The organism is Geodermatophilus sp. DSM 44513 (genome assembly GCF_032460525.1).
Lineage (GTDB): Bacteria > Actinomycetota > Actinomycetes > Mycobacteriales > Geodermatophilaceae > Geodermatophilus.
This window is the reverse complement of the sequence record NZ_CP135963.1, coordinates 921,128-945,564: the sequence shown is the minus strand read 5'-3', so window position 1 is coordinate 945,564 and position 24,437 is coordinate 921,128. Positions and strand designations below refer to the sequence as shown.

Genomic DNA, 24,437 nt, shown 5'->3' with positions numbered 1-24,437 from the left:
CGGGGGCCGGACCGGGCGCCGGGCCCGCGGGCTCAGCGGTAGACGAGCGTCCCGTCGTCGAGGTCGACCTTCGGCAGGAGCTCCATCTCCTCCGCGTGCTCCATCATGTGCGTCCACGGCTCCCGGTCGCCCTGCTTGAACAGGACGTGCTGCGAGCGCATGACGTACCCGGCGTTGAAGTTCTCCGGGTCCGACCAGGGCCGGATCTGCATGTCGGCGTCCTCGGGCCGCAGCGTCGGGACGACCGTGCGCGCCCCCTTCTGCTCCATCGTCTCGAACAGCCGGCACACCAGGTCGCTCACCAGGTCCGCGCGCAGCGTCCAGCTGTGCCGGAAGTAGCCGAACACGTACGCCATGTTCGGGACGTCGTTGATCATGACGCCGCGCCAGGTGACGTGGTCGGGGAAGTCGACCTGCTCGCCGTCCACGGTGAAGGGGATGTCGCCGAACGCCGAGAGGTCGAAGCCGGTGGCGGTGACGACGACGTCGGCGTCGAGCTCCTCACCCGAGCCGACCCGGATGCCGGTCGGGGTGAACGTCTCGATGGTGTCGGTGACGATCGAGGCCCGCCCCTCCCGCAGCGCCGCGAAGAGGTCGCCCTCCGGGACGATCGCGATGCGCTGCTGCCACGGCCGGTAGCGCGGGGTGAAGTGCTTCTCGACGTCGAAGCCCTCCGGCAGCAGCGGCTTCATGGACTCCATGAGGAACGTGTGCAGCTCGTCGGGCGCCTCGTGCGACATGCGCGCCAGGTCGTTGAACTCGGCGGCGTAGGCGCGGCGGAGGATCTCGTGGGTCCAGTCCTCGGGGACGTCGAGGGCGCGCAGCCGCACGGCGAGCTCGTGGGTCAGGGGCGGGGCCAGGAAGTAGGAGGGGGAGCGCTGCAGCATCGTCACGTGCGCCGCGTCCTTGGCGATGGCCGGGATCAGGGTCGCGGCCGTGGACCCGGAGCCGATGACGACGACGCGCTTGCCGGTGAGGTCGAGGTCCTGCGGCCACTGCTGGGGGTGGACGACCAGGCCCTGGAAGTCCTCCAGGCCCGGCCACTGCGGGCGGTGCGGCTTCGTGTGGTTGTAGTAGCCCTGGCACATCCACAGGAAGTCGGTGGTGTACCGCAGCTGCTCGCCGGTGTCGCCGCGGGTGACCTCCACGGTCCACCGCTGGTCGTCGGAGGACCAGCGGGCCGCGGTGACCCGGTGCTGGTAGCGGATGTGCCGGCCCAGGTCGGCGTCGGCGATGACCTCGTCGAGGTAGTTGAGGATCTCCTCCCCCGCGGCGATCGACGGGCCGCGCCAGGGCTTGAACCGGTAGCCGTAGGTGAACAGGTCGCTGTCGGAGCGCACGCCCGGGTACCGGTGGGTCCACCAGGTGCCGCCGCGGTTGTCCTGGGCGTCCAGGATGACGAAGGACCGGTCGGGGAACCGTTCCTGCAGGTGGTGCGCGGCGCCGATCCCGGACACGCCGGCGCCGACGACGAGGACGTCGACGTGCTGGGTGCCGGACCCGTCGGTGTGCAGTTCTTGTGCGGTGGGGCGTTCGGTGGTCGTGGTCATGCCGGGACCTCCTGCGTCCGGGGGAGTGACACAGGCCACACTAGCCTCCACCCGGAGCACCCCCCGGGCCCCCGGAGGGACGGCGCTCGGCGGCTCCCCCGCCGCAGGTCAGCGCAGCGGGTGCTCGGCGAGGAAGTCCTGCACCAGGGGCAGGAACTCCTCGGCGCGCTCGACGCCGAGCGCGTGGCTGGAGCCCGGGCCGGTGAACAGGTGGTGCCGCGCCCCGGGGATCGCCTCGGCCACCTGCCGGCCGTGCCACGGCGGGGTGAGCAGGTCCTGCTCGCCGGCGATGACCAGGGTGGGCGCGGTGATGCCGCCGATCCGGTCAAGCGTGTCGTGGGCCAGGTCGGCGTCCCACTGCTCCACCGTGGTCCGGATCTGCTGCTCGGTGCTCGGGAACAGCGGCAGCAGCTGCCCGACCAGCTCGGCGAACTCCGGGCTGTCCAGCAGCTGGGGCGAGAAGGCGATGCCGAGGGCACCGAGGGCGGCCTCGACGTCGCCGGTGCGCCACGGGTGCGCCAGGCCGGTGAGCACGGCGCGCTGGAAGCCGTCGGTGCGGGCCCAGGTGCAGTAGAGGACCAGCGAGGCGACGCGCTCCGGGGCGGCGAGCACGAGCTCCTGGGCGATGGCGCTGCCGAGGGAGTAGCCGAGGACGTGCGCCCGCTCGATCTCCAGCGCCTCCATCAGCGCGCGGGCGTCCGCGGCCAGCGAGGCGACGCTGATCTCCCCCGATCCCCGCTCGGACCCGCCCATGCCCCGCAGGTCGTAGGTGACCACGCGGTGGCGGGCGGCCAGGACCGGCGCGAGCTCGGCCCAGAAGCCGAGGGACTGGGTCGTGCCGTTCACGATCAGCAGCGGCTCGCCCTCGCCGTACTCCTGGACCGCGACGGAGACGTCGCCGACCTGGAGGGTCCGGGGCGGGTGCGTGGTGGGAGTGGTCACGTCGTCTCCGTCGCTGGTCGCTGGTCGCTTGCTGAGGGGGTGAGCTGGAGCACACCACAGCGGGGAGCTCCTCCGGAAGGGCCCGGCCGGGCCGGCCCGGGGACGGTGTGCGCTCACGCGCCGTCCGCGGGCGGGGTTCGGCGCGTGGGCGCACACCGTCGCGCCGGGTGCGTCCGTCAGTCGTCGCCCCGGCCGCCTCCGCCGGTCGTCGCGGCCCGCGCCAGGCCCAGCCAGGTGTCGACGACGGTGTCCGGGTTCAGCGACATGGACTCGATGCCCTGCTCGACGAGCCACTGCGCCAGGTCGGGGTGGTCGCTGGGGCCCTGGCCGCAGATGCCCACGTACTTCCCGCGGGTCAGGCAGGCCCGGATGGCCATCTCCAGCACGGCGAGCACCGCGGGGTCGCGCTCGTCGAAGCTCCCGGCGACCAGGCTGGAGTCACGGTCCAGGCCGAGCACGAGCTGCGTCATGTCGTTGGAGCCGATGGAGAAGCCGTCGACGTGGTCGAGGAAGGCGTCGGCGCGCAGCGCGTTGGCCGGCAGCTCGCACATCATCACCACCGACAGGTCGTTCTCCCCGCGGCGCAGCCCGTGCTCGCCCAGCAGGGCCACGACGCCCTCGATCTCCGCCACGGTCCGGACGAACGGGATCATGATCCGGACGTTGGTCAGGCCCATCTCGTCGCGGACGTACCGCAGCGCCTCGCACTCCATGGCGAAGCAGTCGGCGAAGTCGGCGGACAGGTACCGGGAGGCCCCGCGGTAGCCGAGCATCGGGTTCTCCTCGTGCGGCTCGTAGAGCTCACCGCCGAGGAGGTTGGCGTACTCGTTGGACTTGAAGTCGCTCATCCGCACGATGACCGGCTCGGGCGCGAACGCCGCGGCGATCATCGAGACGCCCTCGGCGACCCGCTGCACGAAGAAGTCCCGCGCCGAGGGGTAGGCAGCGATCCGCTCCTCGATGCGGCGCCGCAGTGGTCCGTCGAGGTCGTCGAGCTCGAGCAGCGCCCGCGGGTGGATGCCGATCTGGCGGTTGATGATGAACTCCAGCCGGGCCAGCCCGACGCCGGCGTGGGGCAACCGCGAGAACGCGAACGCCTGCTCCGGCGTCCCGACGTTCATCATGATCTTGGTGGGGATCTCGGGCATGGCGTCCAGCCGGGTCTCCAGCACCTCGAAGCCCACCTCGCCGGCGTATACGACACCGGTGTCGCCCTCGGCGCAGGAGACGGTGACCGGGTCGCCGTCGGTGAGCGCCCGGGTGGCGCTCCCGGTGCCGACGACGGCGGGGATGCCCAGCTCGCGGGCGATGATCGCCGCGTGGCAGGTCCGCCCGCCGCGGTTGGTGACGATGGCCGAGGCGCGCTTCATGATCGGTTCCCAGTCCGGGTCGGTCATGTCCGCGACGAGCACGTCGCCGGCGGTGAACCCGTCCATCTGGTCGATGTCGTCGAGCACCCGGACCGCGCCGGCGCCGATCTTCTGCCCGATCGCCCGGCCCTCGATGACGGGGGTGCCCGTGCCGGTGAGCCGGTAGCGCTCGGTGGTGGCGCCCGAGCGGGACTGCACGGTCTCCGGCCGCGCCTGCAGGATGAACAGCTGCCCGGTCAGCCCGTCCTTGCCCCACTCGATGTCCATGGGCCGGCCGTAGTGGTCCTCGATGCGGCAGGCCTGCCGGGCGAGCTCGGTGACCTCGTCGTCGGTGAGGGACAGCCGCCGGCGGTCGGCGGGGTCGACGTCGACGAACTCCGTCGTCCGGCCGACCTCGGCGTGCTCGGTGTAGACCATCTTGGTGGCCTTCTCCCCGACGCCCCGCTTGAGGACGGCCGGGCGCCCGGCCCGCAGCGCGGGCTTGTAAACGTAGAACTCGTCGGGGTTGACCGCGCCCTGCACGACGCCCTCGCCCAGCCCGTAGGCCGACGTCACGAACACGGCGTCCCGGAACCCCGACTCGGTGTCCATGGTGAACAGGACCCCGGAGGCCCCGACGTCGGACCGCACCATCCGCTGCACGCCCGCCGACAGCGACACCGCCTCGTGGTCGAAGCCGTGGTGCACCCGGTAGGCGATCGCCCGGTCGTTGTAGAGCGACGCGTAGACCTCGCGCACGGCCTGCAGCACCGCGTCGATGCCGCGCACGTTGAGGAAGGTCTCCTGCTGCCCGGCGAAGGAGGCGTCGGGCAGGTCCTCGGCGGTCGCGCTGGAGCGCACCGCGAACGAGGCCTCCGCGTCGTCCCCGGCCAGCCGCTCGTACGCCGCCCGGATGTCGGCCTCCAGGGACGGCGGGAAGGGCTGCTCGACCACGGCCCGGCGGATCTCCCGGCCGGCCGCGGACAGCGCGCGGACGTCGTCGGTGTCCAGCGACCGCAGCCGGTCGGCGATCGTGTCGGCCAGTCCGGTGTCACCGAGGAAGCGCTGGTAGGCCGAAGCCGTGGTGGCGAACCCGTCCGGGACGCTGACCCCGGCGTCGGCGAGATTGGAGATCATCTCGCCCAGGGAGGCGTTCTTGCCGCCGACCACCTCCAGGTCGGTGAGGCCCAGCTCGGCGAACCACCGGACGTTGTCGGCGTCGTCGACCGTGCCCCCCGCCGCGCTGCCGGCCGGTGCCTCGGGTGCGGTGTCGGTGCTCATGAGCGGTCGTTCCTTCCTCGCCGGAGGTGGTGGCCGGACTGCGGGCGCCCGGGACGACGCCGCTGCCGGGCCAGGGTCTGGATCACCACGGCGGCGATCTCCTCGACGGAGGCCGCGGAGGTGTCCACCGTGGGCAGCTGGTGGGTGTCGTACATGGCCGACGCCCGGCGCAGCTCGAAGCGGCACTGCTCCTCCGAGGCGTACCGCGAGTCCGGGCGCCGCTCCTGGCGTACGCGGCTGAGCCGGGCGACCGTGGTGGTCAGCCCGAAGCAGCGCTCCCGCAGGTCGCGGACCGGACGGGGCAGGTCGGTGGTCTCCAGGTCCTCGTCGACCAGGGGGTAGTTGGCCACGAACAGGCCGTGCTGCAGCGCGAGGTACATCGCCGTCGGCGTCTTCCCGCAGCGCGAGGGGGCCAGCAGGACGACGTCGGCGCGTTCGAGGGCCCGCGAGCTCTGCCCGTCGTCGTGCTCGATGGCGAACTCGACCGCCGCCATCCGGCTGTTGTACCGCCGGACGTCGCCGACCCCGTGCAGCCGCCGGGCCTCGCGCAGCCCGCGCGCCTTGAGCTGCTCCTCGACCCGGCTCATGTGCAGGCCGAAGAAGTCGATGATCGGGGCCTTGGTGCGCAGGAGCTCCTCGCGCACCTCGTCGACCGCCGCGGTGGTGAACACCAGCGGGGGGACGGGCCCCTCCATCGCCTCGTCGAGCTGGGCCACGACCTCGCGCGCCATCTCCACCGTGGAGATGAACGGGATCAGCGTCCGCTCGAAGCGCACGTCCGGGAACTGGATGAGCAGGGCGTTGCCCATCGTCTCGGCGCTGATCCCGGTGCTGTCGGACAGGAAGAACACCGGGACGGCGGCCTCCGCGTCGCGGTCGGGAGGCTGGTCGCTCACCGGGCACCGCGGTCGGGGCCACCGGTGGTCCGTCGGTGGTCACCTGGCCGGTCAGCGGTCATCTCAGCACCTCCGGTCGACCCCGTGGAGTAGCCGGGTCGATGCAGGAGTATCACCCGGCGGCGTCGTGGCGCGCCCCCCGTGGCCAGCTCCCCGTCACCGCATGGGGTGGCCTGGAGGCAGTGGTGCCGCCGCGAGGTCCCGGCCGTAGCGTGTCGCCGGTGGCCTCCAGAGGCGGACGGATCCGCGACGGCGAGCCCGGTGACGCGGAGGCGTTGACCCGCCTCCACCTGCGGTCGCGCGCGGCGGCGATGCCGTGACTCGCGAGTCCGCACGACGAGGCGGCGACGCTCTGGTGGGTGCAGCACGCCGTGCTGGCCGAGCAGCAGGTGCGGGTTGCCGACGACGGCCGCGTCCTCGGCTTCGCCGCCCTGGACGGCAACTGGCTCGAGCAGCTCTACGTCGACCCGGACCACCAGGGCCGGGGGGCCGGCCGGGCCCTGCTGGAGGACGCCCAGCGGCTGCGGCCCGGGGGGCTGCGGCTGCACGTGTTCACCCGCAACACCCGGGCGCGGCGCTTCTACGAGGCGGCCGGCTTCGTGCTCGTGGCGCAGAGCCACGGGCACGACAACGAGGAGCGGGAGCCGGACTGCACCTACGTGTGGACGGAGGCCACGCCGACCTGATGCGGTGCGCGTACAGCATCCCGTCGGGTTCGTGCCGCCTCACCGGCGGGACCTCAGCACGGCGATCTCGGGCCACGGGTCGAACTCGTGCTCGACCAGCCAGCGGATCGCCCGCAGGCACCGGAACGACCACCACGCGCGGACCACGTCGAGGTCGACGTCGGTGCCGTAGCCGGCGACCACGTCGCCGAGGTGCTCCTCGTGCCCGAGCGTGAGGACGGCGAGGTCGAACAGGGCATCGCCCCGGCACGCCTCGGACCAGTCGACCACGCCGGTGACCTCGTCACCGGCGACGAACACGTGGGCGACCTGCAGGTCGCCGTGTGCGAACACCGGTGTCCACGGCCGGAGCGCGGCCTCGGCGATCCGGCGGTTGCGCGTGACCACGTCGGTGGGGAGGACGCCGTTCGTGAGGAGCCACCCGCACGCGACGTCGAGGTCCCATGCCAGCTCGTCGAGGCTCCGGCCGGGCCAGGGTGGCAGCGGCGCGTCGTGCAGCACCCGTGCGGCGGCACCCGCCGCGGCCCACGCCGCCGGCGACGCGACCGACGGCTCGCCGAGGCGGCCGAGTGCCGTCCCCGGGAGGGCGGCGAGCGCGAGCACGGGCGGCTCCCGCCACAGGACGTGCGGAGTCGGGACCGGCGCCCTGGCCATCGCCTCGACCTCGACGTCGGTGCGCGTCTGGTCGGCGTCGACCTTCAGGAACACGTCGCCGACGCGCAGGGTCGCGCGCTCGCGGTGGGCGACGACGACCTCGACCTCCCCCACGTCGGCATCGTCGCCGGACGACCTCCGACCTCGCCACGGGTTTGTCGCCCACGAGTCCCCGTGGTGCCTCTCGCGCGCGAGAGGTCGCCGTAGCGGCTCACACGCCGCGCAGGTGGGCCCTCGCCCCCGCGGGCAGCGACCCAGGTCGCGTCCGGACAGCTTCACGGTGACCATCGCGTCGGGCTCACGTCCGGGGTGGGCACCACTCGACGAGGGGGCCAGGTGGAGGTCACTCGACTGGGCGTCGACGACGGTCCCGCCGTACTGGGCGAGGTCCTCGGCAACACCTCGGCGTTCTGGGGAGATCGGGACACGAGGCAGCTGCACCACCCGGTCTGGTGGCGCCAGTTCGCCGACGACGCCTTCGTCGCACACGACGGTGATGAGGTGGTCGGCTACCTGCTCGGGGTGACCCGCGCACCGATTGGCTACGTGCACCTGATCGCCACCCGCCACGACCGCCGCGGCCTCGGTGTAGGCCGCAGGCTCTACGCCGCCTTCACCGGTCACGCGCGCGAGCGCGGGGCGGTGGAGCTCCAGGCCATCACCACCACGGCCAACACCGGCTCGATCAGGTTCCACGAGCGTCTGGGCTTCACCGCTCGCGTGGTCGACGACTACGCCGGCCCCGGAGAACCACGTGTGCTCTTCTCCCTGCCGCTGCAGTGATCGCGGCACGGTCGTGGAGCGGGCGAGCACCCACCCGCTGCTGGTGGACTGCACCGACTCGAGGACCACGCCGTCGGTTTCCGCGGGTCCCCCGAGGGGGCCTTTCGCGCGCGGAAGGCCGCCGTCGCGGCTCGTCCACCGGCGGGCGCGGGTCGACGTCACGGGCATCTCCGGGTGAGGACGGCGCCCGGGCGGTTGGCACACTCGGCCCGTGACCTCAGCCGATCGTCGGACCGTCACCGTCGAGCGACTCATCCCGGCGGCGGCCGACCTGGTGTTCGCGGTGCTGGTCTCCCCGGCGGACCACGTGGGCCTCGACGGGTCGGGGATGCTCCAGGGGTCGTCGTCCACCTCTGAGCCGTTGCGCCTCGGCGTCCGCTTCACCATGGCCATGAAGCAGGGCCCGCTCCGGTACCGGAGCGTCAACGAGGTCACGGCGTTCGAGCCGAACCGGGTCCTGGCCTGGAGGACGACCGGCGAGTGGCGCGGACGCAGCGTCGTCGGAGGGCAGTGGTGGCGCTTCACCCTCCTGCCCACGGAGGACGGGACCCTGGTGCGCCACTCCTACGAGTGGGGGCGCGCCGTCTACCCCAGGCTGACCATCCAGCTGCCGCGGTACCCGCAGCGGATGGCGCGCACCATGCCCGTGACGCTCGAGCGGCTCGAGCAGACCGTCCTCGCCCGACAGGGACCCTGAGCGCCGAGGTCCCTCGCCAATGGTCGGTCAGCGGGTGGCGCTGAGGAACAGGAACCTCGGCGAGGTGGTGAGGGACTCCCAGGCCCGTGGATCGAGGTCACGGACCGCTGGATCCGGCTGCGGTTCCTCGATGGTCTCCACGACGAGCCCGGCCTCGCGGAGGGCACGGGTCATGGCGCTCAGCGGCCGGTGCCAGAACCGCATCCGCATGGTGCGCCCACCCCGACGCCACTCGTCGGTGAAGTCGTACGTGGCGAAGTAGTCCCGCCCGCCGGCCAGGGCGTGGTCCATGAACGGGTGGTGGGTGGAGACCACCAGCCGCCCACCCGGTGTCGGTACCCGGTGGAACTCGGCCAGGGTGGGCCCCCAGTCGGGGATGTGGTGCAGCACCAAGGCGGCCAGGACGACGTCGAAGGAGCTCGCCTCGAACGGCAATGGCTCACGCAGGTCGCCCGGGACGAGGCGGACGGACGGGCCGAGGCGCTCGCCGGCCAGCGCGAGCAGCCCGCGACTGGAGTCCAGACCGGTGACGACTGCTCCCCGCTCGACGAGGGCAGCCGCGTGCGCCCCGGCACCGCAGCCGGCGTCCAGGACCCGCCGGCCGACGACGTCACCGACCATGGCGAGCGAGGCGGGGCGCTCGTACAGCGCGTTCCAGACGTTGTGTTCGTCGTCCCCGCTGTACGCGGCGGCGAACGCGTCGTAGTCGTTCTCGTCGGGTCCCGGCACACCGAGCAGCATCGCCGACGGGTCCGGCAGCGGAGCGCCGACGCGACGGCCGACGGTCCTCGACCGAGGACCGCTGCGACCGAGTGCGGGCGGGGCTCCGCGGCCCGGTCGGGACGTTCCCGCGGGAACGTCCTCGACCGGGTCGGTCAGCAGAGCTCCAGGCGGGCCATGTGCCGCCAGAGTTCCTTGTCGCCGTCGGACAGGCCGTCCCAGTCGTCGTAGCTGCTGGCGGCCTGGAGCTGCCGGGCCTTGCGCTCGACCTGTGCGTCGTCCAGCATCCGGGCCCGCGTCTTGAACACCGAGAGGTGGTGGACGACGGGGTTGTCGCCGGCGCGCTCCTCCTGAGACACGTGGGCGAAGCCCGCTTCGAGCTGCCACACGTCGTCGTGCTGCCGCTGGGTCATGGTGCCTCCTCCACTCCGTGATGGGATCGGCACGGTCCCGGCGTCCTCTGCGCGGTGGGGCCCCGGACCTCACCCGATGGGGGGAGGCGGTCGGTCCGCGGCGCGCCGGCCGGGTCAGACGCTGAAGCGGAACGAATCCGGGGTCATCGGACGTCGTTGACGAGCAACGGATACGGCAGCTGAGCGGCACATGTGACGTTGAGCAAGGTCGGCTGCAATGGGCCCTGATTGATCGTTCTGCGGACTGCCTGGAGCTCGCCGCCGAGTTCGTTGGCGAGCACGCGCGCGAGGAGGCCCCAGTACTGCGTCGGTCAACGTCCGACCTCCTACGCTGCCCGGCGTGACCGCGGATCGGCAGGCACGGGCCGAAGACGTACACGGATTCGCGCTAGGGCTCCCGCACGTGACCGTCGTCCACGGAGCGCGCGGCAATGTCGTGTACCAGGTGGGTGGGAAGTCCTTCGTCTTCTTCCGTACCCCACGGCCGGACGCCGTGGACGCCGCGACCGGGGAGAGGCTCCCCGACGTGATCGTCTTCTGGGTCGAGTCCGAAGCCGACAAGCAGGCCCTCATTCAGGATGAGACCACGCCCTTCTTCACCACCCCGCACTTCGACGGGCACAACTCGGTGCTGGTGCAGGCAAGCCGGCTCGGGGAGATCGCCAGGCAGGAGTTGGCCGAGCTGGTGCAGGAAGCCTGGCTCGCGCAGGCCTCCGCCCGCAGGAGAGTCGCCTGGCTGGCGGCGCACGGCACCACACCGACCTCAGACCCGGACCCGACCGACAGCAGACCGCGGACCCTCTCCCGATCGCGCTCCAACCGGGGATTGCATTCGTAGCGATGAGCCCGACGGTCGCCGCAGACAACGGATCTGGGCCGTCCCTCAGGCCGCTTTCAGCGCGATCGTTGCCTGACGCGGTGCTGGCCGTTTCCGTCGACGTGGAGATCGCCCAGACCAACGCGGATGTGGACGTCGTCGTCCTCACCGCCGACTCGCTCGATTAAGCAAGCGCAGTCACAGCCGCTACCCCACACCGGCGGAACTCGTCCAAGCCGCGCTTGATGGAGTCCCGGTGCCTGATTCCCGAAACGGGTGAGCCGAACGAGGCCTCCTCACGTGCAGCGCCCCTGTGGCGACCACCGACCGCCACTGACACGGACGGAACACCCCATCAGGGCGCGATCTGTCAGTTGTATCTCTCGGTACCCTGCTGATCATGAGCTCCGCCGACGGCTGGGACCTGACCGTTCCCGAGGACGCAGCCGAGTTGCTCGCCGAGCTGCGCCGCCACGGCGTGCGGCCCGGTCACCGTCTTCACGTGGTTCGCGCTCCCGACGACTCAGCGCACCAGTCGAGTGGTCCCACCGAGCGGCCGGCGTCCCGCAAGCTGGGCTTCATCGGCTCGGTGCACGGGGGCCCCGACGACCTCTCCACCCAGACCGACGCCTACCTCAGGCGGGGCTTCGGCCGCAAGTGATCCTCCTCGACACCAACCTGCTCGTCGCCGCCGCCAGAACCGCAGACACCAACCACCACAGCGCCGCGCGGCTGCTCGCGACCCTCGTCGAACCGCGACTGGTCCCGCCCACCGTCGTCGCCGAGGTCTGCTACCTGCTCAGTGAATGGGGTGGCCCGGACGCCGAGGTCCGGTTCCTGCGCGACTTCCGGCCAGGTGGCCTGCAGTTGGCCGAGCTGGCCGACACTGACGTCGCTCGGATGGCGGACCTGGCCGAACGGTACGCCGACCTCCGCCTCGGCGGCACCGACGCGTCGATCATCGCCATCGCCGAGCGCCTCGACATCCATCGCATCGCCACGTTCGATCGGCGGCACTTCACGGTCGTTCGCCCCACACATGTCGAAGCGTTCACACTTCTGCCGGAGGCCACGTCGTCCTGACCCGGCGGACACTCACGTCGACCCCGGCGTCGGTGGTCCCAGGGCACGGGGAAGCTTGTGCGGCGTCCTCCAGATTAGTGGTGACGTCCCGCGGACCTAGGGCGTGACGTCCACGTGGCCGTGGCGGTCGATGGCGCGCCCTCGGGCAGGCCAGCGCCACCACCACGCTGAACACCGACAGTCACCTCTGGTCCACCGCGGAGGACGCACGAGCCGCGCCGCCGAGGAGCTCGTTGCGCACAGTCGCGAACTCGACCACCTCGGCGGGTGACCCGCCGTCGGCAGCGCTGGCCGTCGTTCTTGGTCGCCGAGCACTGCACCGCCCGAGGCCAGTCCCGGGTCCGGACGCCAGCGGGGATGACGAGATCGGTGCTCACCAAGAAGGTGAGAGTACGGAGAAACGCCTGTTGACCTGGGCGTCTACAGAAGCGGAACTCAACCAATCCGCTAGGGTTGGGGGCGTGCCGTCAAACCAGTCCGGGACATATCAGAGCAAAATCATGACCCGGTCGGCGGTGATCGCGTCGCTGATCTTTCTGCTGTTCGGCGGCATCTTGCTCTACCTGTCGGGGTGGGGCCCGATCAGCGACTCACGGTCGTGGAGCGCCTTCCTGAGCCAGCTGGGCGGCCTCATCCTGGCCACGGGGTTGATCACCTTCATGTGGGACCTTCTCGGACGTCGCGCCTTCGCCGACGAGGTGCTCGCGAAGGCCAAGCTCAGCACCGATGTCGTGGAGTCGGGACTCACCCGCGTCACGGATCAGTACTTGGAAGACGTCGCGTGGGCCGACCTATTCCAGGACGTCAAGAAGCTGGACATCTTCGTCTCTTACGGGAATACGTGGCGCAACAGCCACCGCGCCCGTCTGGAACAAGCGGCTGCGCGCTCTAACTGCACCATCCGAGTCTTTCTCCCGGACTATCGCCACGCACCCACAATGGCCGTGCTCGCTGACCGCTTCAACATGACGACGACGGAGCTGAGCACCAAGGTGCAGGAGGCGGTACGCGACTTTAAGGGCCTGGCGACACCCGGCGGTGCAGCGGTGGAGGTGTATCTCCGCGAGGGAGACCTCGTCTTCACTGCCTACCGCTTCGACAGCAAGGCTGTGCTCACGCTCTACACCCACCAGAAGCGTCGTACCCAGGTGCCAACCTTCGTCATGGCCAGCGGAGCGTTGTTCGGGTACGTGCAACAGGAGCTGGACGCCATCGAGCAACAGAGCCAGCTGGCCCCCTGAGGAGGGACGTTGATCACCGTGGAGCCCCGCCTGTACCAAGGCGACATCGACCAGGACTTCTTTGACCGTGCGCGCGCCGAAGGCCGCGTGGCCTGGGACATCGAGACAACCGGCCTTGACTGGGCAACGGATCGCATCGGCACCTGTCAACTTGCAGTTGCTGGCGAGATTGCGGTCGTGCAGCTGGGCGAGTGGGGCGCCCCCGACCGTCTGCGCTCGCTGCTGGAGGACCCGATCATGGTCAAGGTCTTCCACCACGCACCGTTCGACCTGCGTTTCATGGCCCACCACTGGAAGGCCGACCCGGCCAACGTCGCCTGCACGAAGATCGCGTCGAAGATCCTGGACCCAGGACTCGACCCCCGGGCGCACAGCTTGAAGCCCGTGCTGGAGCGCTACCTGGGCGTTGTGATCGACAAGGCGGAGCAGCGCTCCGACTGGGTCCGGGGGGCGCTGTCCAACGCGCAGGTGGCTTACGCAGCAAGGGACGTCCAGTACCTGGCCGAGCTGCACGATCTGATGGAGCGCCGAGCTGTTGGCGTAGACGTGGCCCCGCTGCTTCGTGCGTCCTACGACTACCTGCCGACTCGGGTCAAGCTGGACCTGATGGGCGCTGAAGACGTGTACGCGTACTAGAGGCACAGCGGCGGTGGGGAAGCGTGCGCTACGGCAGGCGTGACTCGGCGAGGTCCAGTCGTCGCATGAGCAGGCTGGCCAGCGCCAGGTACTCCAGCGCTTCCTCCGCGCTGTCCTGCACTGCCGACCCGTGCCCGCGTGGGTTACGGACACCGAGCATCACGCCCATGAACAGCTGGGCGAACCCCCCGCGTTCGTCTTCCGCGTTGCGCCCGGCGGCCTTGGTGACATCCAGTTGGGGACTCGCGCTGCCGAAGACCTTGCCCATGAGGTCCCTGCCCGACTCCGACCGTCCGGTCAAAGTCTGGACCCGGTGCTCCACAGCCTGAAGTGCGTCGAAGACCGCCTGCCGGTAGTGCCCGCTCTGGAACAGGCTTCCAGCGGCACCGGAGATCCTGGGATGCAGTCCCGGAAGATCGAACCTTGGCGCGGCCACCGGCTGCGGTAGGGAGGCGGGGGTGAACTCGGCGCTGATGTGGTCCGCGTCCCGGGGCGCGATGCTCGGCGCCTCGTGATGACGGACGTTGATGAGCCGGATTGTCCGCGTATTGCCATTGGGCAGTTCATACTCGACCAGGTCCCCATCCTCCACGTCAGCGGTGATCGAAAACAGCATCTTGTTGCCGACGTGGGCCATGGTGTCCGTCCGCCTCAACTGCCCGTCATCTCCGGCGCGCAGGACTCTGACTGGCTTGTCGTAGGGGATCACGTCCGCACGCTACGAAGCCGACTGAACCCGCGCAGGACTGCGCACAAGCTGCGCGCACCAACGCACAGGCGGGCACCTATCCGCGCCTACCACCTTGTCAACGCAAACAGGCCCACTGAGCAGCACGAATGCGGTCGGTGGGCCTGTCAGCAGGACGGATGCCCAGCCAGGGCTAGACGTTGAAGCGGAACTCCACGACGTCGCCATCCTGCATCACGTAGTCCTTGCCCTCGATGCGCACCCAGCCACGGGACTTCGCCTCGGCCATCGACCCGGCCTCCACCAGCTGGTCGTAGGAGACGACCTCGGCCTTGATGAAGCCGCGCTGGAAGTCGGTGTGGATGACGCCGGCGGCCTGCGGAGCGGTCGCGCCGACCGGGATGGTCCAGGCGCGGGCCTCCTTGGGGCCTGCGGTCAGGTAGGTCTGCAGGCCCAGGGTGCGGAACCCGACCTGCGCCAGCTGGTCCAGGCCCGGCTCGTCCTGCCCGATCGAGGCGAGCAGCTCGGCGGCCTCCTCGGCGGGCAGCTCGGCGAGCTCGGCCTCGGTCTTGGCGTCCAGCAGGATCGCCTCGGCCGGCGCGACCAGCGCACGCAGCTCGGCGATGAGGTCCTCGTTGGCCAGCTCGTCGGCGTCGACGTTGAACACGTAGAGGAACGGCTTGGTGGTCAGCAGCGTCAGCTCGCGCAGCGGCCCCGGGTCGACGCCGGCGGAGAACAGGGTGCGGCCCTCGTCGAGCACCTGCTGCGCGGCCTGCGCGGCGGCCAGCAGGGCGGCGCGCTCCTTGTCCTTGCGCGCCTCCTTCTCCAGCCGCGGGATCGCCTTCTCCAGCGTCTGCAGGTCGGCGAGCACCAGCTCGGTGTCGATCGTGGAGATGTCGTCGCCGGGGCTGACCTTGCCCTCGACGTGCACCACGTCGGGGTCGGTGAACACCCGGATCACCTGGCAGATCGCGTCGGACTCCCGGATGTTGGCCAGGAACTTGTTGCCCAGCCCCTGCCCCTCGCTGGCGCCACGCACGATGCCGGCGATGTCGACGAAGGACACCGTCGCCGGGACCGTCTTCTGCGAGGAGAACAGCTCCGCGAGCCGGCCGAGGCGGGGGTCGGGCACGCCCACCACGCCGACGTTGGGCTCGATGGTCGCGAACGGGTAGTTCGCCGCCAGGACGTCGTTCTTCGTCAGCGCGTTGAACAGCGTCGACTTGCCGACGTTGGGCAGCCCGACGATGCCGATGGTGAGACTCACGGAGGTCCAGCCTACGTGCGCGACCCGCTGCCCCCTGCCGGCGGTCGAGCCCGGGGACGACGTCCGCCCGGCTGCGCAGACCGCCGATGGAGAGTCCGTGCACCCACCCGTCGCCCGACCGACCCCTGGAGGACCGGTGACCCCGCCCGCCCGGCACGCCACCGCCACCGGCCCGCTGCCGGCACACGTCCGCGTGGCCGTCGTCGGCAGCGGTTTCTCCGGCATCGGCACCGCGGCCGCGCTGCTGCGGGCGGGGATCGACGACGTCGTCGTCCTCGAGCGGGCCGGCAGCCTCGGGGGCACCTGGCGGGACAACACCTACCCGGGCGCGGCCTGCGACGTCCCCAGCCACCTCTACTCGTTCTCCTCCGCGCCGAACCCCGACTGGTCGCACGTCTACGCCCGGCAGCCGGAGATCCGCGCCTACCTGGAGCGGGTCGCGGCCGACTCCGGCGTCCTGCCGCACCTGTACTGCGACACCGACGTGCTCGCCGGGCGGTGGGACGACGACGCGCTGCTGTGGCGCCTGGAGACCGGCCGCGGTCCGCTCACCGCCGAGGTGCTGGTCAGCGGCTGCGGCGGCCTGGTCGAGCCGCAGCTGCCGCAGGTCCCGGGCACCGGTGACTTCCGCGGCCCCTCGTTCCACTCCGCCCGCTGGGACCACTCGGTCGACCTCGCCGGGCTGCGGGTCGCCGTCGTCGGCACCGGCGCCTCGGCCGCCCAGTTCGTCCCCGAGCTGCAGCGGACGGCGGCCCGGGTGGTCGTCTTCCAGCGCACCCCGCCGTGGGTGATCGCGCGGGGCGACCGGCCCTACACCGACCGGGAGCGGCGCCGCTACCGCCGGCTGCCCGCCGTGCAGCGGCTGGCCCGCGCCCGCCAGTACTGGAGCCGGGAGGCCCGGCTGCGGGCGCTCGTCGGCGGCGGGCTGGTGCGCCGGTTCTTCGAGCGGCAGTCGCTGCGGCAGCTCGCCGCCCAGGTGCCCGACCCCGACCTGCGCGCCCGGCTCACCCCCCGGCACGCCATCGGCTGCAAGCGGGTGGTCGTGAGCGACGACTACCTGCCCGCGCTGACCCGGCCCAACGTGGAGGTGGTCGCCGCGCCGGTCGTCGAGGTCCGCGCGCACTCGGTCGTCGACGCCGACGGCGGGGAGCACGAGGTCGACGCCATCGTCTACGGCACCGGCTTCCGGGTCATGGACCTCCCGCTGGCCGCCCGGCTGGTCGGCCGGGAGGGGCGCACGCTGGCCGAGGAGTGGGCGTCCGGCGGCACCCGCGCCTACCGCGGCACCACCGTGGCCGGCTTCCCCAACCTGTTCCTGCTGCTCGGCCCGAACACGGTGCTCGGCCACACCTCGGTCGTGGTCATGATCGAGGCGCAGATCCGCTACGTCCTCGCGGCCCTGGCGGCGATGGCGGCGGCGGGGGCGCACGCGGTCGAGGTGCACCGCGCCGCCCAGGACGCCTACGACGCGCGCGTGCAGGCCGCCCTGGCCGACACCGTGTGGAACGCCGGCGGGTGCCGCTCCTGGTACCGCGACGCCCAGGGCCGCAACTTCACCCTGTGGCCGACGCACACCACGACGTTCCGCCGGCAGACCCGCCGGTTCGACGCCGGCGCCTACGCGCTGCGCACCACCCGGCGCGCCACCGTCCCCACCGCCTGACCGCCACTCCCGCGCCGTTCCCCCCACCCCCGCGGGCGTGCACCGGCGCACGAGCGGCGGCAGCCGCGCGGGAGTGCGGAGTACCGGACGCCGACACGGTCACCCGCCGGGCGGGGGCAGCAGGCCGCGCTCGACGGCGACCATCACCGCGCGGGTCCGGTCGTCCACGCCGAGCTTGCCGAACACCCGCAGCAGGTGGGTCTTCACCGTGGCCTCGCCGATGAACAGCTCCCGGCCGATCTCGGCGTTGGTCAGCCCGCGCGCCACCCCGGCGAGCACCTGCAGCTCGCGGGGGCTGGGGGCCTCGGCGGCCGGTGCCCGCAGGTGCGACACCAGCCGGGCGGCCACCGGTGGGGCGAGCACCGTCTCGCCCCGGGCAGCGGCGCGGACGGCGTCGGCCAGCTGCGGCAGCGGCGCGTCCTTGAGCAGGTAGCCGGTCGCCCCGGCCGCGACGGCCCGCACGATGTCGGCGTCGGTGTCGTAGGTGGTCAGCACCAGCACCCGGACGGCCGGGTGCGCCGCGGCGATGCGCTCCGTCGCGGTCACGCCGTCCACCCGCGGCATGCGCAGGTCCATGAGGACGACGTCGGGACCGGCCGACGCGACCAGCGCCAGCGCCTCCTGGCCGTCGGCGGCCTCCCCGACCACCGTCAGGTCCTCCTGGGCATCCAGCCACCCGACCAGCCCGCCGCGCACCACCGGGTGGTCGTCGACGACCAGCACCCTGATCGTCACGGCGCCGGCACCCGCACGACCACCGACGTCCCCTCCCCCGGTGCCGAGCTCACGTCCACCGCACCCCCCGCCTGCTCCACCCGGCCACGCAGGCCGTCCAGACCGGCGCCCCGGGCCGCGACCACGTCGAAGCCGACGCCGTCGTCCACCACGTGCACCGACACCTGCCCGGCGCCCCGCGCCAGCCGCACCACCACGTCGGTGGCGCCGGCGTGCCGCCGCACGTTGGTCAGCGCCTCCTGCGCGCCGCGCAGCAGCACGATCTCCTCGTCCCGCCGCAGCGGCGGCCCCTCGCCGAGCGCTGCGGTGTCCACCCGCACCGGCAGGCCGGTCTCCCGGGCGAAGCGGGCGGCCAGCTGCTCCAGGGCCTCCACGAGCGTGCCGTCGTCCAGCGCGACCGGCTGGAAGGCCGCGACCACCGCGCGCGCCTCGGCCAGGTTGTCCCGCGCGACCTCCTCGATCAGCGCCAGGCGCTCCCCGGCCGCGGCCGGGTGGTCGGGCAGCTGTGCCGCGGCCGTCTGCGCCAGGACGACGATGCTCGTGTAGCCCTGCGCCAGGGTGTCGTGCACCTCGCGGGCCAGCCGCTCCCGCTCGGCGAGCACCCCACGCTCGCGTTCGGCGGCGGCCAGCTCCGCGCGGGTCGCCTCCAGCTGCTCGATCAGCTCGGCCCGCTGGCGGCTCTGGTGCAGCACGCGGCTCACCCAGATGCCCAGCGCGACGCTGAACACCATGCCGACGCCGGCCGACAGGAGGGCCTGCCGGGCCTCGCCGCCGTCGCGGGCCGCGGCCAGCGGGGCGGCGAGGCTCGCCGCCGCCAGCAGGACGGTCCAGACCACGCCGGGGCGCGGGGACTCCACCAGGAACCACACCTGGGGGTAGGCGAGGAACAGCAGGAACAGCAGCGAGGGCGCCTGCCAGGCCAGGACGGCGAAGCAGCAGACCAGCACGACCAGGTAGACCACCGCCCGCACCGGGTGCTCGTCCGCGATGGCCGGCGCCCCGGCGAGGGCGTAGCCGGCGGCCAGCACGCCGAGGGTCACCAGCACGACCGTGCGCCCGCCGGGGTCGATGTCGCCGACCAGCGCGGTCACGACGGCCAGCGCCCACACCGCGGCCGACACCAGGTGCATGCCGAGCACCGTGGCCCGCCAGTCGCGGCCGGACAGCGGCGCACCGCCGCCGTCCCCACCCCGGGCGGGCAGGACGGCGGCGGGGAACCGGCGGGCGCCGGCGCTCACGCGCTGCGCCGCCAGCGGAAGGTACGGGCGGCGAGCACGGTGCCCACGACCACCCAGGCGAGCAGCACCAGCGCGGTCCGCCCGTGCTCCCACGCCCCGGCCACCTCCGCGGCGGCGGCCTGCTCGGGCAGGAACACCGAGCGCATCCCCTGGGTCATCCACTTGAGCGGGAAGACCGACGCCACCTGCTGCATCCAGGACGGCAGCCCGGTGTAGACGAAGAAGACCCCGGAGAAGAACTGCAGCACGATCGCCAGCGCCGGGATGCCGGCCGCGGCCGCCCGGGCGCTGCCCATCCCCGAGGACACCGCGATGCCGAGCACCGTGCCGGCCAGCGCGCCGCCGAGGGACACCCAGGCGAAGGTCAGCCACCGGCCGGGCTCGTCGGGCAGCGGGACGTCGTAGGCCAGCGCGGCCACCGCGAGCAGCACGGCCAGTTGCGCCACCGTCGACAGCAGCACCTGACCGGCCTTGCCGGCCACGTAGGACGACGGCGGGGTGCCCAGCACCTGCAGCCGCGCCAGGTCGCCCCGGTCGCGCTCCTCGGCGATGCCCATGCCGACCGCCTGGAAGCTGGTCAGCATGATCCCGGTCGCCGCGATGCCGGCCAGGAAGTACTGGTTGAAGGTGACGCCCGGGGAGACCTCGTTGCCGCCGAAGACCGAGCCGAAGACGACCATCATCAGCACCGGGTAGGCGAAGGAGAACACCACCTGCTGCGGCTCGCGCAGGAACAGCCGCAGCTCCAGGACCACCCGCGCCCGGGCGACGCGGGCCCACGACGGCGGGGCCGGACGGGTCAGGACGGGAGCGGTCATCGCACGGCCTCCTCGGGGACGCCGACCAGACGGAGGTAGACGTCCTCCAGGCCGGGACGGGTGACGGTCAGGTCGGGCAGCTCGCCGGACGCTGCCGCGAGCAGGTCGCGCAGCACCGCCGCGGGGGTGTGCGTGCGCACCTCGCGCCGGACGCCGTCCTCGGTCCAGGAGACCGTCGCCTCCCGGCGCAGCTCGCCGCCCAGCTCGGCCGGCGGCGCGACCTCCACCAGCCGGCCGGCGGCGATGACACCCACCCGGTCGGCCAGCTGCGCGGCCTCGTCGAGGTAGTGGGTGGTGAGCACGACGGTGGTGCCGGCCGCGCGCAGCGACTGCACCAGCGCCCAGGACTGCCGTCGCGCGACCGGGTCCAGCCCGGTCGTCGGCTCGTCGAGGAACAGCAGCTCGGGGCGGCCCTGCACACCCAGGGCGACCTCCAGCCGCCGGCGCTGCCCGCCGGACAGCCGGTCCACGCGGGTGCCGGCGGTGGCGCCGATGCCCACGAGGTCCAGCAGCTCCCCGCTCGGGACCGGGGTCGCGTGGTAGGCCGCGAAGTGGTCGACGGTCTCCCGGACGGTCAGCGCGTTGCCCGCGCCGGTGGTCTGGGCGACGACGCCGACCCGGTCCCGCCAGGCGCGGTCGCCGTCGGCCGGGTCGACGCCGAGCACCTGCACCTCACCGGCGTCGCGGCGGCGCACGCCGGCCAGCACCTCGACGGTGGTCGTCTTGCCCGCGCCGTTGGGACCGAGCAGGGCGAAGACCTCGCCGCGGCGGACCTCGAGGTCCACGCCGTCGACGACGGCCCGCCCGCCGTATCGCTTGACGAGCCCTCGGACGCGGACCGCCGGGAGCTCCTCGGTCGCCGTACCGCCGGGGGACGGCGCCGGTTCGGTGGTGGTCATGGGGTGACCCTCCCTCCTCGCGGGATCCCGCGGCACCGCCGATCCGTCGGTTGCTGTTCCACCCATCGGTGGACACGGCGGGGCCCGGGTGGTGGAGTGGAGCACGGGACTGGAGTGGCTCCAGTGTCTGTCTGCACGGCCGCTGTGCCTCGCCACGGCGAGGGCCGGCCGTTCGATCGAGCAAGAGGGGGACACGTTGTCCGGTGCACCACGACGGGTCGGGATGGCCGTCGTCGGCCTCGGAGGAGCGGTCGCGACGACCGCCGTGGCCGGGCTGGAACTGCTGCGCGCCGGGGGGGACACCGCCGGGCTGCCGCTGGCGGGCCTGCAGGTCGACGGCCGTCCCGTCGAGGCGGCCACCGGGCTGGTGGAGTACGCCGACCTGGTGGTCGGCGGCTGGGACCTCGACGGCAGCGACCTGCGCAAGGCCGCGGAACAGCACGGCGTCCTGGACCACCACCAGCTCGCCCAGGCCGGGCCGTACCTGTCGTCGGTGACGCCGTGGCCGGCGGCCGGGGACGCCGACTTCTGCCGCAACGTGACCGGTGGCAACGTGGTGCTGGCCGAGACCCGCCGCGCCCAGGTCGACGCCGTGCGGGCCGACCTGCGCCGCTTCCGCGAGGAGCAGCGGCTCGACGGCCTGGTGCTGGTCAACCTGGCCTCCACCGAGCGCTGGCCGGACCCGTCGGCACCGGCGCTGCAGTCCGCGGAGGCGTTCGAGCTCGCCCTGGACGACGACGACCGCTCGATCACCCCGTCGATGGTGTACGCCTACGCCGCGATCGCCGAGGGCGTCGGCTACGCCAACTTCACGCCGTCGCTGGCCGCCGACGTGCCGGCCCTCGTCGAGCTCGCCGAGCTGCGCGGGGTACCGGTCGCCGGCAAGGACGGCAAGACCGGCCAGACGATGATGAAGACGGTGCTCGCCCCGGCCTTCCGCAGCCGCGCGCTCACCGTCGAGGGCTGGTATTCCACCAACATCCTGGGCAACCGCGACGGCCTGGCCCTCGACGACCCGGCCTCCCTGGAGAGCAAGCTGCAGACCAAGGGCAGCGTGCTGGACTCCATCCTCGGCTACCCGGTCGAGGACCACGTGGTGCGCATCGACTACTACCGCCCGCGCGGGGACCAGAAGGAGGCCTGGGACGCCATCGACCTGGTCGGCTTCCTCGGCCAGCGCATGCAGATCAAGGTCGACTTCCAGTGCCGCGACTCGATCCTGGCCGCGCCGCTGGCCATCGAGCTGGCCCGGCTCACCGACCTGGCCCAGCAGCGCGGACAGGGTGGCGTGCAGACCCACCTCGGCTGGTTCTTCAAGGCGCCGATGACCCCGGACGGCGGCACGCCCGAGCACGCCCTGCACCGCCAGGAGCAGGTGCTGCTGGACTGGCTGGCCACCGGCTCGACCGGCCGGTGACGGGCGGCTCCCCCGCCCTCGCCGAGCTCCGCCCGCTGCTGACCGAGGTCGGCGACGCCAAGCGGGTCCGCGTGGCCGGCGCCCCCGGGTCGCTGGCCGAGCAGGCCTTCGCCCGCACCTGGGGGCGGCTGGTGGCCGGTGAGGACCCGGCCGCCGTCGCGCTCTCGGAGACCGCCGCCGCCGTGGCCCGTGCCCGGCTGGCCGGCGTCGACGGCGCGGTGCTGCGCACGGCCGGCCTGTCCGACGACGAGGCGCTGGAGGTGCTGCGGCGCGGGTTCGACGAGGTGGCCGGGCCCCTGGACGCCGGGCTGCGGGCGCGGCTGCGCGCGGCGCTGCCGCTCGCCGTCCCCGCGCCGGAGCCGCCGGCCCTGGTCGCGCGGCTCAACGCCCAGCCCCGGGCGGGGGCCACCGCCCCGGGCCGGGCGCGGGTGGTCGTCGAGCCGCCGGAGAGCCACGGCGACCACTGCCTCACCGTGGCGGTCTACGGGGTGCTGGTGGCGCCGGTGTTCGGCGCCGACCCGGTCGCGCCGTTCCTCGTCGGGATCGCCCACCACCTGCACAACGTGCAGCTGCCCGACGCCGGGTTCGCCGGTGAGGTGCTGCTGGGCGGCGCGCTGGACCGGGTGATCACCACGCTGGAGGAACGGGAGCTCGCCGCGCTGCCGGAGGAGCTGGCGCAGCGGCTGCGCACCGTGCTACGGCTGCGCGCGGACGCCGGGGCCCCGGAGGCGCAGGCCTTCCACGCCGCCGACGTCCTGGACCGGGTGCTGCAGGTGCACCACCACGCCCGGGCCGCGGCGTTCACCGCGTCACAGGCGCTGGACGACCTGGAGCTGGTGCACGCCGGGCCGGTGCAGGCCTTCCACCTCGACGTGCTGGCGGCGGCCGGCCTGTGAGTGCTGCTGCCCCCGCCGTCCCGGTGGTCGACGGCATCCCGTTCGCCCGCGCGGGGCGCGACGAGCTGCGCGCGGAGGTGACCGGCCTGCTGGCGCACGGCGAGGTCGACCGCGCCCGCGTGCTGCTGCTGGCCGACTCCGACGACTGGTGGACCGAGCCGCCCCCGCCGGCCGAGCAGCTGGCCCGCGTCCCCGCCGCGGCGACCCTGCGCGAGGCGATGGCGCTGCTCGGCATGGGCCGGGTCGCCGACTACTTCGCCCACCGCTGGTCCGACCCCACCCACCTGGCCGGGCTGGCGCTGCTGCAGCAGCACTGGCCCGGCGGCCGGCCGGTGGTCGACGTCGCCTGCGGCACCGGCACCCACCTGCGCGAGCTGGCCCGCCGCGGCTGCACCGACCTCACCGGCGTCGACGTCGTCTGGGCGAAGCTCTGGCTGGCCCGCCGGTTCGTCTGCCCGGCCGCCCGCTACGTGTGCGCCGACGTCACCGCCACCCCCGAGCTGGGCGTGCCCGCGCCGGCGTACGTGCTGTGCCACGACGCCTTCTACTTCCTGCGCGACAAGCCGGCCGCGGCCGCCGCGATGCGCGCGCTGGCCGGGGACGGCGGCACCGTCGTCATCGGGCACGCGCACGTGGCCGACCCGCACGGGCAGCCGCTGACCCCGGAGGGCTACGCCGCGGTGCTCGGCACCGACCTGCTCTACGACGACGCCGAGCTGACCGGCGCGCTGCTGGCCGGCCGCCCGCCGCGACCGGCCCCCGCCGCCGAGCTGCACGGCAGCGAGGCGGTCGCGCTGGTCGCCGGCGACCCGCTGACCCCCGCCCCGGTCGACCTCGGCGAGCCGCTGCCGCCGCTGCGGCAGAACCCGCTGTACCGCGACGGGGAGCTGCGCTGGCCCAGCGAGCGCTACGCCACCGAGTACGGCCCGCGGTCGGGGTACCTGCCGGCCCGCTGGCCGGACCCCCTGCCGGCCGACGCGGCCCGCCGCCGGCTGCTGGTCGACCTCCCGGACGCCTGGTGAGCGTCGGGCGTCCCGGCGAGATCGCCGATCCCGCACGCTCCCGGGC

At 73.0% G+C, this 24,437-nt stretch carries 26 protein-coding genes; 13 read left to right on the top strand and 13 right to left on the bottom strand.

Annotation, left to right across the window (positions count from 1 at the left end; genetic code table 11):
• Positions 1-32: 32 nt before the first annotated feature.
• From RTG05_RS04495 to RTG05_RS04480, 4 genes are all read right to left on the bottom strand, one after another.
• Positions 33-1,550 (bottom strand): flavin-containing monooxygenase, encoded by a 1,518-nt coding sequence (locus RTG05_RS04495; protein WP_166527638.1) that lies wholly within the window; start codon positions 1,548-1,550, stop codon positions 33-35.
• A 108-nt stretch (positions 1,551-1,658) separates the two neighbouring features.
• On the bottom strand, positions 1,659-2,492 hold the full coding sequence (locus RTG05_RS04490) for an alpha/beta fold hydrolase (RefSeq protein ID WP_166527637.1): 834 nt from the start codon (positions 2,490-2,492) through the stop codon (positions 1,659-1,661).
• Positions 2,493-2,668: 176 nt separating this feature from the next.
• Positions 2,669-5,122 (bottom strand): phosphoenolpyruvate synthase, encoded by a 2,454-nt coding sequence (gene ppsA / locus RTG05_RS04485; protein ID WP_166527636.1) that lies wholly within the window; start codon positions 5,120-5,122, stop codon positions 2,669-2,671.
• Complete coding sequence (locus RTG05_RS04480) at positions 5,119-6,018, bottom strand: pyruvate, water dikinase regulatory protein (protein ID WP_166527635.1); 900 nt, start codon at positions 6,016-6,018, stop codon at positions 5,119-5,121. The genes ppsA and RTG05_RS04480 overlap by 4 nt, the downstream gene beginning before the upstream one ends.
• A gap of 359 nt (positions 6,019-6,377) precedes the next feature.
• Here RTG05_RS04480 and RTG05_RS04475 point away from each other — a divergent pair, with 359 nt between their 5' ends.
• Positions 6,378-6,704, top strand: a complete 327-nt coding sequence (locus RTG05_RS04475) for a GNAT family N-acetyltransferase (RefSeq protein WP_208104788.1) — start codon at positions 6,378-6,380, stop codon at positions 6,702-6,704.
• A gap of 39 nt (positions 6,705-6,743) precedes the next feature.
• Here the strand turns inward: RTG05_RS04475 and RTG05_RS04470 are convergent, their stop codons facing one another.
• Complete coding sequence (locus RTG05_RS04470) at positions 6,744-7,472, bottom strand: phosphotransferase (protein WP_166527634.1); 729 nt, start codon at positions 7,470-7,472, stop codon at positions 6,744-6,746.
• Between the two features lie 222 nt (positions 7,473-7,694).
• Between RTG05_RS04470 and RTG05_RS04465 the strand changes: the two genes are divergently transcribed.
• Both RTG05_RS04465 and RTG05_RS04460 read left to right on the top strand, forming a co-directional pair.
• The gene (locus RTG05_RS04465) at positions 7,695-8,141 is read left to right on the top strand and encodes a GNAT family N-acetyltransferase (RefSeq protein WP_166527633.1); all 447 of its coding nucleotides are present in this window, start codon (positions 7,695-7,697) and stop codon (positions 8,139-8,141) included.
• Positions 8,142-8,352: 211 nt separating this feature from the next.
• On the top strand, positions 8,353-8,838 hold the full coding sequence (locus tag RTG05_RS04460) for an SRPBCC family protein (RefSeq protein WP_166527632.1): 486 nt from the start codon (positions 8,353-8,355) through the stop codon (positions 8,836-8,838).
• A 27-nt stretch (positions 8,839-8,865) separates the two neighbouring features.
• Here the strand turns inward: RTG05_RS04460 and RTG05_RS04455 are convergent, their stop codons facing one another.
• Together RTG05_RS04455 and RTG05_RS04450 are read right to left on the bottom strand one after the other, a co-directional pair.
• Positions 8,866-9,567 carry a class I SAM-dependent methyltransferase gene (locus RTG05_RS04455; protein WP_208104787.1) on the bottom strand — a complete coding sequence of 234 codons (702 nt, stop codon included), beginning with the start codon at positions 9,565-9,567 and terminating at the stop codon, positions 8,866-8,868.
• Between the two features lie 146 nt (positions 9,568-9,713).
• Positions 9,714-9,971: a hypothetical protein gene (locus RTG05_RS04450; protein ID WP_166527630.1), complete on the bottom strand. Its 258-nt coding sequence runs from the start codon at positions 9,969-9,971 to the stop codon at positions 9,714-9,716.
• A gap of 340 nt (positions 9,972-10,311) precedes the next feature.
• Here RTG05_RS04450 and RTG05_RS04445 point away from each other — a divergent pair, with 340 nt between their 5' ends.
• The 6 genes from RTG05_RS04445 (at position 10,312) to RTG05_RS04420 (ending at position 13,748) form a co-directional block, all read left to right on the top strand.
• Positions 10,312-10,809 carry an MmcQ/YjbR family DNA-binding protein gene (locus RTG05_RS04445; protein WP_166527629.1) on the top strand — a complete coding sequence of 166 codons (498 nt, stop codon included), beginning with the start codon at positions 10,312-10,314 and terminating at the stop codon, positions 10,807-10,809.
• 2 nt (positions 10,810-10,811) lie between these two features.
• Complete coding sequence (locus RTG05_RS04440; RefSeq protein WP_166527628.1) at positions 10,812-10,976, top strand: hypothetical protein; 165 nt, start codon at positions 10,812-10,814, stop codon at positions 10,974-10,976.
• Between the two features lie 212 nt (positions 10,977-11,188).
• Positions 11,189-11,449 carry a hypothetical protein gene (locus RTG05_RS04435; RefSeq protein ID WP_166527627.1) on the top strand — a complete coding sequence of 87 codons (261 nt, stop codon included), beginning with the start codon at positions 11,189-11,191 and terminating at the stop codon, positions 11,447-11,449.
• Positions 11,446-11,871, top strand: coding sequence for a type II toxin-antitoxin system VapC family toxin (locus tag RTG05_RS04430; protein WP_166527626.1), 426 nt, complete (start codon positions 11,446-11,448; stop codon positions 11,869-11,871). The genes RTG05_RS04435 and RTG05_RS04430 overlap by 4 nt, the downstream gene beginning before the upstream one ends.
• Before the next feature lie 461 nt (positions 11,872-12,332).
• On the top strand, positions 12,333-13,112 hold the full coding sequence (locus tag RTG05_RS04425; protein WP_166527625.1) for a hypothetical protein: 780 nt from the start codon (positions 12,333-12,335) through the stop codon (positions 13,110-13,112).
• A gap of 18 nt (positions 13,113-13,130) precedes the next feature.
• The gene (locus tag RTG05_RS04420; RefSeq protein ID WP_315912562.1) at positions 13,131-13,748 is read left to right on the top strand and encodes a ribonuclease D; all 618 of its coding nucleotides are present in this window, start codon (positions 13,131-13,133) and stop codon (positions 13,746-13,748) included.
• 28 nt (positions 13,749-13,776) lie between these two features.
• Here the strand turns inward: RTG05_RS04420 and RTG05_RS04415 are convergent, their stop codons facing one another.
• Positions 13,777-14,457: a TIGR02391 family protein gene (locus tag RTG05_RS04415; RefSeq protein ID WP_166527623.1), complete on the bottom strand. Its 681-nt coding sequence runs from the start codon at positions 14,455-14,457 to the stop codon at positions 13,777-13,779.
• 172 nt (positions 14,458-14,629) lie between these two features.
• The gene (ychF, locus tag RTG05_RS04410) at positions 14,630-15,703 is read right to left on the bottom strand and encodes a redox-regulated ATPase YchF (protein WP_166527622.1); all 1,074 of its coding nucleotides are present in this window, start codon (positions 15,701-15,703) and stop codon (positions 14,630-14,632) included.
• A gap of 136 nt (positions 15,704-15,839) precedes the next feature.
• Between ychF and RTG05_RS04405 the strand changes: the two genes are divergently transcribed.
• On the top strand, positions 15,840-17,366 hold the full coding sequence (locus tag RTG05_RS04405; RefSeq protein WP_208104786.1) for a flavin-containing monooxygenase: 1,527 nt from the start codon (positions 15,840-15,842) through the stop codon (positions 17,364-17,366).
• A gap of 99 nt (positions 17,367-17,465) precedes the next feature.
• Here RTG05_RS04405 and RTG05_RS04400 read toward each other — a convergent pair whose 3' ends face one another.
• Genes RTG05_RS04400 through RTG05_RS04385 form a run of 4 tightly spaced genes read right to left on the bottom strand, consistent with a single transcriptional unit; the run spans position 17,466 to position 21,056 of the window.
• Complete coding sequence (locus tag RTG05_RS04400; RefSeq protein ID WP_166527620.1) at positions 17,466-18,101, bottom strand: response regulator; 636 nt, start codon at positions 18,099-18,101, stop codon at positions 17,466-17,468.
• On the bottom strand, positions 18,098-19,339 hold the full coding sequence (locus RTG05_RS04395; RefSeq protein ID WP_166527619.1) for a sensor histidine kinase: 1,242 nt from the start codon (positions 19,337-19,339) through the stop codon (positions 18,098-18,100). The genes RTG05_RS04400 and RTG05_RS04395 overlap by 4 nt, the downstream gene beginning before the upstream one ends.
• Positions 19,336-20,157: an ABC transporter permease gene (locus RTG05_RS04390; RefSeq protein WP_166527618.1), complete on the bottom strand. Its 822-nt coding sequence runs from the start codon at positions 20,155-20,157 to the stop codon at positions 19,336-19,338. Before RTG05_RS04390 ends, RTG05_RS04395 begins: the two co-directional genes overlap by 4 nt.
• Entirely contained in the window at positions 20,154-21,056 is a 903-nt protein-coding gene (locus tag RTG05_RS04385; protein WP_166527617.1) for an ABC transporter ATP-binding protein, read from the bottom strand. The genes RTG05_RS04390 and RTG05_RS04385 overlap by 4 nt, the downstream gene beginning before the upstream one ends.
• Before the next feature lie 223 nt (positions 21,057-21,279).
• Between RTG05_RS04385 and RTG05_RS04380 the strand changes: the two genes are divergently transcribed.
• From RTG05_RS04380 to RTG05_RS04370, 3 genes are read left to right on the top strand one after another with little or no spacing between them, the layout of a single operon-like run.
• Positions 21,280-22,473, top strand: coding sequence for an inositol-3-phosphate synthase (locus RTG05_RS04380; RefSeq protein ID WP_166527616.1), 1,194 nt, complete (start codon positions 21,280-21,282; stop codon positions 22,471-22,473).
• On the top strand, positions 22,470-23,369 hold the full coding sequence (locus tag RTG05_RS04375) for a hypothetical protein (RefSeq protein WP_315912319.1): 900 nt from the start codon (positions 22,470-22,472) through the stop codon (positions 23,367-23,369). Before RTG05_RS04380 ends, RTG05_RS04375 begins: the two co-directional genes overlap by 4 nt.
• Positions 23,366-24,391: a class I SAM-dependent methyltransferase gene (locus RTG05_RS04370; RefSeq protein WP_166527615.1), complete on the top strand. Its 1,026-nt coding sequence runs from the start codon at positions 23,366-23,368 to the stop codon at positions 24,389-24,391. The genes RTG05_RS04375 and RTG05_RS04370 overlap by 4 nt, the downstream gene beginning before the upstream one ends.
• The last annotated feature ends 46 nt before the right edge of the window (positions 24,392-24,437 follow it).

Bases quoted from the DNA above. Each gene is read 5' to 3' on its own strand.
- RTG05_RS04450 (WP_166527630.1), bottom strand. From the start codon at position 9,971: ATGACCCAGCGGCAGCACGACGACGTGTGGCAGCTCGAAGCGGGCTTC.
- RTG05_RS04390 (WP_166527618.1), bottom strand. From the start codon at position 20,157: ATGACCGCTCCCGTCCTGACCCGTCCGGCCCCGCCGTCGTGGGCCCGC.
- RTG05_RS04495 (WP_166527638.1), bottom strand. From the start codon at position 1,550: ATGACCACGACCACCGAACGCCCCACCGCACAAGAACTGCACACCGAC.
- RTG05_RS04380 (WP_166527616.1), top strand. From the start codon at position 21,280: ATGGCCGTCGTCGGCCTCGGAGGAGCGGTCGCGACGACCGCCGTGGCC.
- RTG05_RS04435 (WP_166527627.1), top strand. From the start codon at position 11,189: ATGAGCTCCGCCGACGGCTGGGACCTGACCGTTCCCGAGGACGCAGCC.
- ppsA (WP_166527636.1), bottom strand. From the start codon at position 5,122: ATGAGCACCGACACCGCACCCGAGGCACCGGCCGGCAGCGCGGCGGGG.
- RTG05_RS04385 (WP_166527617.1), bottom strand. From the start codon at position 21,056: ATGACCACCACCGAACCGGCGCCGTCCCCCGGCGGTACGGCGACCGAG.
- RTG05_RS04440 (WP_166527628.1), top strand. From the start codon at position 10,812: ATGAGCCCGACGGTCGCCGCAGACAACGGATCTGGGCCGTCCCTCAGG.